At 68.2% G+C, this 7772-nt stretch carries 8 protein-coding genes; 4 read left to right on the forward strand and 4 right to left on the reverse strand.

The features are described 5' to 3' along the window. From Q0C59_RS17195 to Q0C59_RS17210, 4 genes are all read left to right on the forward strand, one after another. Positions 1 to 357, forward strand: a 357-nt coding sequence (locus Q0C59_RS17195; protein WP_291217813.1) for a LysE/ArgO family amino acid transporter, incomplete at its 5' end; no start/stop codon positions are given. 15 nt (positions 358 to 372) lie between these two features. Continuing rightward, a complete protein-coding gene (locus Q0C59_RS17200) occupies positions 373 to 2043 on the forward strand; it encodes an NAD(P)/FAD-dependent oxidoreductase (RefSeq protein WP_291217815.1) in 1671 nt (556 codons plus the stop codon). A gap of 54 nt (positions 2044 to 2097) precedes the next feature. After that, positions 2098 to 2979 carry a class A beta-lactamase gene (gene bla / locus Q0C59_RS17205; protein ID WP_291217817.1) on the forward strand — a complete coding sequence of 294 codons (882 nt, stop codon included), beginning with the start codon at positions 2098 to 2100 and terminating at the stop codon, positions 2977 to 2979. A 10-nt stretch (positions 2980 to 2989) separates the two neighbouring features. Further along, a complete protein-coding gene (locus tag Q0C59_RS17210; RefSeq protein ID WP_291217819.1) occupies positions 2990 to 3781 on the forward strand; it encodes a carbon-nitrogen hydrolase family protein in 792 nt (263 codons plus the stop codon). 4 nt (positions 3782 to 3785) lie between these two features. On the opposite strand, the gene Q0C59_RS17215 is transcribed toward Q0C59_RS17210, so the two are convergent. From Q0C59_RS17215 to Q0C59_RS17230, 4 genes are all read right to left on the reverse strand, one after another. Beyond that, entirely contained in the window at positions 3786 to 4466 is a 681-nt protein-coding gene (locus Q0C59_RS17215) for a DUF6064 family protein (RefSeq protein WP_291217821.1), read from the reverse strand. Positions 4467 to 4485: 19 nt separating this feature from the next. Next, on the reverse strand, positions 4486 to 5424 hold the full coding sequence (locus Q0C59_RS17220) for an aldo/keto reductase (RefSeq protein WP_291217823.1): 939 nt from the start codon (positions 5422 to 5424) through the stop codon (positions 4486 to 4488). A 117-nt stretch (positions 5425 to 5541) separates the two neighbouring features. After that, positions 5542 to 6462, reverse strand: coding sequence for a LysR family transcriptional regulator (locus Q0C59_RS17225; protein WP_291217826.1), 921 nt, complete (start codon positions 6460 to 6462; stop codon positions 5542 to 5544). Positions 6463 to 6525: 63 nt separating this feature from the next. Further along, positions 6526 to 7716, reverse strand: a complete 1191-nt coding sequence (locus Q0C59_RS17230) for a CaiB/BaiF CoA-transferase family protein (RefSeq protein WP_291217828.1) — start codon at positions 7714 to 7716, stop codon at positions 6526 to 6528. Positions 7717 to 7772: the final 56 nt, after the last annotated feature.

Genomic DNA, 7772 nt, shown 5'->3' on the forward strand with positions numbered 1-7772 from the left:
CAGCGCTTTCTGAACCCGCGCACCATCGCCATCGAAGGCGACAGCACCGTGGTGGCCGAGCCCGTCTCGCGCCGCCAGGCGGTGCTGTCGGCACTGGCCTTCTCATGGCTGAACCCGCACGCCTGGCTCGACACCGCCGTGTTGATCGGAACCGCCTCGCTGGCCTACGGTCAGGGCAGCCGTGTCTTCGGCATGGGCGCGGCCGCGGGTTCGGTGGTGTGGTTTCTCGCGCTGGGCGTGGCCGCCTTCTGGCTGGGGCGCCGGCTCAATTCGCTGCACGTGTGGCGTGCGCTGGACGGCATGGTTGCGCTCATGATGTGGGGCACGGCGCTCTGGCTCTTGAGCAGCCTGGCCTGAACCCTGGAGGCTCCCATGTCCCTGCGCAGCGCTGACGCGCCCGTCACCGTTTTCGGCCCCGACTTTCCCTTTGCCTTCGACGACTGGATCGCCCACCCGCAAGGCCTGGGCGAGCTGCCCACCGGGCGCCTGGGGCAAGAGGTGGCCATCGTCGGCGCCGGCATGGCCGGCATGGTGGCGGCCTACGAGCTGATGAAGCTGGGCCTCAAACCCGTGCTGTACGAGGCTTCGCGCATGGGCGGGCGGTTGCGCTCGCAAGCCTTCGAGGGTGGGCAGGGCGTGGTGGCCGAGCTGGGCGGCATGCGCTTCCCGGCATCGGGCACGGCCTTCTTTCATTACGTGCGTCGGCTGGGCCTCAAAACGCGCCCGTTCCCCAACCCGCTCACACCCGCCGCCGGCTGCACCGTGGTCGACCTGGAGGGTCAGACGCACTGGGCGCGCTCGTTGGGCGATTTGCCGCCGCTGTTCAGCGAAGTGGCCGAGGCCTGGGCGCAAGCGCTCGAAGCAGGCGCGGGCTTCACCGGCCTGCAGCAGGCGCTGCGCGAGCGCGACATTCCGCGCCTCAAAGCCTTGTGGGACCGGCTCGTGCCGCTCTGGGACGACCGCACCTTCTACGACTTCGTGGCCACGTCCGACGCCTTCGCCAAGCTCTCCTTCCACCACCGCGAGGTGTTCGGCCAGGTCGGCTTCGGCACCGGCGGCTGGGACTCGGACTTTCCCAACTCCATGCTGGAGATCCTGCGCGTGGTGCTCACGGGTTGCGACGAGAACCAGCACCTGATCGTGGGCGGCGTGCAGCAAGTGCCGCTGGGCCTGTGGCAGCACGCGCCCGCTGCCAGCGAGATGCGCCACTGGCCCGCCGGCACCTCGCTGGCCAGCCTGCACCATGGCGCGCCGCGCGCCGGCGTCACGGCCATCAGCCGCGCGGCGGGCAACCAGATCAGCGTGACCGACACCTGGGGCAACACCCAGACCTACCCCGCCGTGCTCACCACCTGCCAGAGCTGGCTGTTGACCACACAGATCGCGGTGGAGGAATCGCTGTTTTCGCAGAAGCACTGGATGGCACTGGACCGCACGCGCTACATGCAGTCGTCCAAAACCTTCGTGATGGTGGACCGCCCGTTCTGGAACGACCTGAAAGCAAACGGCTGGCCGCAGATGGGCATGACGCTGACCGACCGGCTCACGCGCGGCACGTATTTGTTCGACAACGGCCCGGACCAACCCGGCGTGATCTGCCTGAGCTACGCGTGGATGGGCGACGCGCTGAAGATGCTGCCCCACGGCACCGAAAAACGCGTTCAGCTCGCACTCTCGGCCCTGAAGAAGATCTACCCCGACGTGGACATCACCAGCCACATCATCGGCGACCCTATCAGCGTGTCGTGGGAAGCCGACCCGCATTTTCTCGGCGCCTTCAAGGGCGCACTGCCCGGCCACTACCGCTACAACCACCGCATGTACAGCCACTTCATGCAGGACGGCTTTGCACCGGCCGAGCGCGGCATCTTCATCGCGGGCGACGACGTGTCGTTCACGCCCGCCTGGGTCGAGGGCGCGGTGCAGACCTCGCTCAATGCGGTGTGGGGCATCGTGAAGCACCTCGGCGGCCGCACGCATGCGGACAACCCCGGGCCGGGCGATGTGTTCGCAGAGCTGGGGCCCATGGCGCTGCCGGATTGATGCCACGAACACCGTTCGGGCTGAGCCTGTCGAAGCCCCGCTAGAGTGCTCACCATGTTCCACCGCCGCCACTTCTCAACCGCCACCGCGCTGGCCATCGCCAGCCCCTTTGCCCTCTTGTCCGCGTGCGCCCACTCAGCGCCCGGTTTGCAAGCCCGACTGCAGCAACTGGAGGCCGCCGCCCAGGGCCGCCTGGGCGTGACCATCCTCGACACCGCCACCGGCGCGGTCCACGGCCACCGAGCCGACGAGCATTTCATGATGCTCAGCTCCTTCAAGCTGCTGGCCAGCGCGCTGGTGCTGGCGCGGGTGGACCGGGGCCAGGAATCGCTGGAGCGCCGCATCACCTTCGCCAAGAGAGATCTTGTCACGTACTCGCCCGTCACCGAGCGCTTCGCCGGCACCACCGAGGGCATGAGCCTGGCCAGCCTGTGCGAAGCCACCATCACCACCAGCGACAACAGCGCGGCCAACTTCATCCTCGACAGCTACGGCGGCCCGGCCGCGCTCACGCGTTTTGCGCGCGAACTGGGCGACGACACCACGCGCCTGGACCGCCGCGAGACCGAGCTCAACACCGGCACCGCCGCTGCCCTGCTCGACACCACCACGCCGCGCGCCATGGCGCTCACCCTGCAGAAGCTGCTGCTCGGCAACACACTCTCCCCCGCTTCGCGCGAACGCCTGCAGCAATGGCTGGTGGGCAACACCACGGGCGACAAGCGCCTGCGCGCCGGCCTGCCCCCGGGTTGGCGGGTGGGCGACAAGACGGGCACCAACAAGACCGACGCCAACGACATCGGCATCGCCTGGCCCACCAACGGCCGCGCGCCACTCATCATCACCGCCTACCTGGCCGAGAGCACGGCCAGCAGCGCGGTGAAAGACGCCACGCTGTCGGGTGTGGCCCGGCTGGCGGCCGGTCTCGTGGCCTGAGCCCATACGCATGAACGCAAACACCCTCACCCTTGCGCTCTGGCAGTGCTCCTACGCAGCCAGCACGGCCGAAGCCCTGGCACGGCTCGAAACCACCGCCTCAAAGGCCCGCGAACAAGGTGCCGAAGTGCTGGTGTGCCCCGAGATGTCGCTCACCGGTTACCAGATCGGCCCGGATGCTGTGGCCGCGCTCGCCGAGCCGGCCGACGGCGCACTGGCGCAAGCCGTGGCCACCATCGCGCAGCGCCACCGCATCGCCATCGTCTACGGCTATCCAGAACACAACGCCCAGGGCAAGCCATACAACGCCGTGCAATTCATCGGCGCCGACGGCGAGCACGTGGCGAACTACCGCAAGACCCACCTCTTCGGCCACATCGACCGAGCGCAGTTCAGCCCCGGCCCGCAAGCGCCTGCGGTCTTCGCGTCGAACGGCTGGCGGCTGGGCCTGCTGATCTGCTACGACATCGAGTTCCCCGAACCCGCGCGCAGCCTCGCGCTGCAAGGGGTGGACGCCATCCTGGTGCCCACGGCCAACATGCTTGATTTCGACGAGGTGCAGCGTGTGCTGCTGCCCGCGCGCGCACTGGAAAACCGCGTGTTCGTGGTTTACGCCAACGCCTGCGGGAAGGAAGATGAAACGACCTACGGCGGGCTCAGCACCGTGTGCGCGCCGATGGGTGAAGTGCTCATGCAAGCCGGGCGCGACGAACAATTGATGGTCGCGACACTGACGCTCTCAACGCTGCATGCCGCGCGTGCCACCAGTCAGCTGCCCGACCGGCGCACCGACCTGGGCTGATCCTTCACGCCCGGGCGCGGCCGAACGCGAGCGCCGCTGCAGCCACCACCGCCGCGCCCACCATCACCCAGCCCTGTGCCGACCCCATGGTGGCCAGTGTGACCGCGCTCACAGCACACCAGGCCAAGGCCCCCGCGCGCAAAACAGCCAACAACACACGTGTGGCGCGCGCGACCGCGTCGGCACACAAGAGCACGCCCAGCATGGCGATCGCGGTGGGGTCCGGCGCCAGCCCCAACACCTCGGCCTGCAACCAGGGCCGGCCCAGAGCCAGCGCCAGCAACGGGTGCACAAGCACGGCCCAGAGCATCAGACCCAGCCCCACCCCCCGGCGCACCCGCCCGGCCGCCAGCACCAACGAGGACCGCCCGGCCAGCACCAGCAGGCCGATGGCCTGCACGCCGAAGGCCCACGCCAACCCCGCGGCCGCCCAGTTGATCACCGCGTAGCGTTGCCACAGAAACGCCCACGCCACGAACGCACCAAAAACGGCCAACACCACCGAGGCGAGCCGCAGAACAGCGGGCTGGCCGCGCCACAAACCCACCGCGATGGCCAGCCCCGACAACACAGCCAACACCTGCGCCGGCCACCAGGCGAGGTTGTGCAATTCGAACAGCCGCCAGTAGGTGCGCGGCGCGAACATGAGGAAGTCCTCGGGCCGGTAGGTCCACCACTCGCTCATGCTGAAAAACCGGGATCGGTCACAGCGCGGCGACATCGCGCGCCATGCGCTCGCGCAGCGCTGCGTCGGGCAGAGGGCCGAGGGCAGCGCCCATGTTTTGCCGCAGGTGCGCCACCTGGCTGGTAGCCGGGATCGCACAGGTCACGGCGGGGTGCGACACCACGAACTTCAGCGCCACCTGCGCCCAGCTGTCGCAGCCGATCTCGCCCGCCCAACCCGGCAGCTGGTGGCGCGCGAGCTGGTCCAGCAAAGCGCCCTGTCGGAATGGCCGGTTCACCAGCACGGCGATGCCGCGCTCCTGCGCCAGCGGCAACAACCGTTGCTCGGCTTCGCGGTCGAGGAGGTTGTGGGTGAGCTGCACGAAATCGATTTTTTGCGTGCGCATGATGCGCTCCAGCTCGGCGTGCCTGCGGCCTTCGGAGGTGCTGATACCCACGTAGCGCAGGCGCCCGGCGGCTTTCATGTCCTGCAGGCGCGGCAGGTGTTCTTCCCACGACAGCAGGTTGTGCACCTGCATCAAATCAAAGCGCGGCACGTCCCAGAAAGCTCGCGAGGCCTCCATCTGCGCCGCGCCGCGCGACACATCACCGACCCACACCTTCTCGGCCGAGAACAGCGTTGCAGGGCGGCCCAGCTTTGCGAGCGCGTGGCCGATGACGGGCTGCGAAGAACCGTACATGGGCGAGCTGTCGATCACCCGCCCACCCGCCGCAAAGAAAGCACGCACCACCTCGGCGCAAGCGTCGCGCGCCTTCGGGTCGTTGCCCACGTTGAAGGTGATCCAGCTGCCCAACCCCATCACGGGCAACGCTTCACCACTCGACGGAATGCGGCGCATGTGCAGGGGCGCACCGGCACCTGGCTGCGCCAGGGCGGGCAAGCTCAGCGACGCCAGCGATGCGGTGGCTGCGCTCAGCCATTGACGGCGGCTGAGCCAATGCGTGGTCGGGATCTGCATGCCTTGCCTTCAAGGTATGAACGGGCCTGTGGGACGCGGCGTGGTCGGGGGAAGTTCCGACCAAACAGACGCAAGCGGCGTGGCACGGCGAGCACCTGCCGTTGTGCCCACGCAGGCTCAGTCCTTCCAGAACTCCGGCCGCGCGTACTCGTGCTTCAAGAAATCGATCCACAGGCGAACGCGCAGCGCCAGGTGTTTGCGCTGCGGGAACAACGCAAAGATGCCGTTGGGTGGCGCCGCAAAGTCGTCGAGCACGCTCACCAGCCGCCCGGCTGCAATGTCGGCCTCCACTTCCCAGGTGCTGCGCCAGGCGATGCCGTAACCGGCCAGACACCACTCGTGCAGCACCTGGCCGTCGGTGCAGTCCAGCGGGCCGCCCGGGCGCAGGTGGGTGATGGTGGTCTCGCCCGATTCACCGGGCATGGCAAATGCCCAGCCCCGCGTTTGTGAAGCGTCGCTGGAGAGCGTGAGGCAATCAAATCGCACCAGATCGGCGGGTACCTGCGGCCTGCCGTGGTGCTGCAGGTAGCGAGGCGTGGCGACACACAGGCGGCGGTTTTCGGCCAGGCGCACGCTCACCAGCGACGAGTCGGGCAGGTCCCCCACGCGCACCGCGCAGTCGTAGCCCTCACCCGCCACGTCCACCACGCGGTCGCTGAGGTTGAGCGAGATCGTCACCTCGGGGTGCAGTTCGCGAAAGTGCGGCACGAGCGGCGCCACGTGGCGGCGGCCAAAGCCCGCTGGCGCGGTGATGCGCAGGTGCCCGCTGGCCTTCACACCGCCGGCGCTCACGCTGGCTTCGGCGTTCGCCAGGTCGATGAGCAGGCGGTGGCAGTCTTCCAGAAAGGCACTGCCTTCGTGGGTGAGGGTGATGCGCCGCGTGGTGCGCACCATGAGCTTCACACCCAGGCGGGCTTCGAGCGCGTCGAGCCGGCGGCCGATGATGGCCGGGGCCACCCCTTCGGCTTTGGCCGCGGCCGTCAGGCTGCCGCGCGTGGCCACCGAGGTGAAGGTTTCGAGTTGTTTGAGTTTGTCCACCGGGGCAGATTACCCCACGAACCGTGACGGACCCATGCTGTTTACGCCGAGATTGATGACTTCTCAGCCAGCTTTCGCCACCGTCTGGCTCAGGCGCGCGGCGTCTTCGGCCGAGTAGCCGAGTTCGGCCAGCAGCTCGGCGCTGTGTTCACCCAGCCGGGGCGGGCTGCGGCGCACGCCCAGGCGTTCGCCATCGAGCGCGAGCGGCAGCAACACCGTCTGCGCGGTCTGGCCGGCGCGCTCGCCGTCGGGCAGGGTGATGGGCGCCAGCCCGCCGGTGGCGCAGAGGTGCGGATCGTCCAGCAGCTCATGCGGCTTGGTGATGGGCGCAAACGGCAGGCCGTGGCGCTCGAACAGCGCAGCGAGGTCCGCAGCACTCTGCTGCGCCAGGCGCTCGCGCAGCAACGGGATGAGCCAGTCGCGGCAACGCACGCGGTTGTTGTTGCCCAGCAGGCGCGGGTCGTCACGCAGGTCGTCGTAGCCGAAAGCGTCGCAGAAGATCGCCCACTGCGTGTCGCTCACCACCGCCAGAAAGATCTGCTCCTCGTCCTTGACCTTGAACACGTCGTAAATGCCCCAGGACGAGATGCGCTCGGGCATGGGCGCGGCGGGCAGGCCGGTCACGGCGAACTGCATCATGTGTTGCGCGACCAGGAACACGTTGTTCTCGAACAGCGAGCTTTGCACCTCACTGCCCTCGCCCGTTTTCTCGCGCGCACTCAGCGCGGCCATGACGCCGATGGCGCCGAACAGGCCACCCATGATGTCGTTCACCGACGAGCCCGCGCGCAACGGATCACCCGGGCGCCCGGTCATGTAGGCCAGGCCGCCCATCATCTGCACCACCTCGTCGAGCGCGGTGCGGTGGTCGTACGGCCCGGGCAGAAAACCTTTGTGGCTCACGTGGATGAGGCGCGGGTTCAGCGTCTTCAGGCTCGCGTAATCCAGGCCCAGCTTCTTCATGGTCTCGGGCTTGAAGTTTTCGCTCACCACGTCGGCGGTGGCAATCAGCTTGAGCACCGCTTCCTTGCCTTCGGACGATTGCAGGTCGAGCACCAGGCTCTTCTTGTTGCGGTTGAACAGCGGATAAAAGCCCGCGCCCGAGCCGAGCAGGCGGCGCGTGTTGTCGCCGGCCGGCGGCTCGACCTTGATGACCTCGGCCCCCAGATCGGCCAGCACCATGCCGCAGGTGGGGCCCATGACCATGTGGGTGAATTCGACGACGCGCAGGCCCTCAAAGGGGAGTTTGTTCATGGTGTTGGGTGGTTGGGCCAGCCCTTGGGCAGACCGGCTTCGGGCGTCATGCCGTA

The organism is Hydrogenophaga sp., assembly GCF_022844385.1.
Taxonomy (GTDB): domain Bacteria; phylum Pseudomonadota; class Gammaproteobacteria; order Burkholderiales; family Burkholderiaceae_C; genus Hydrogenophaga.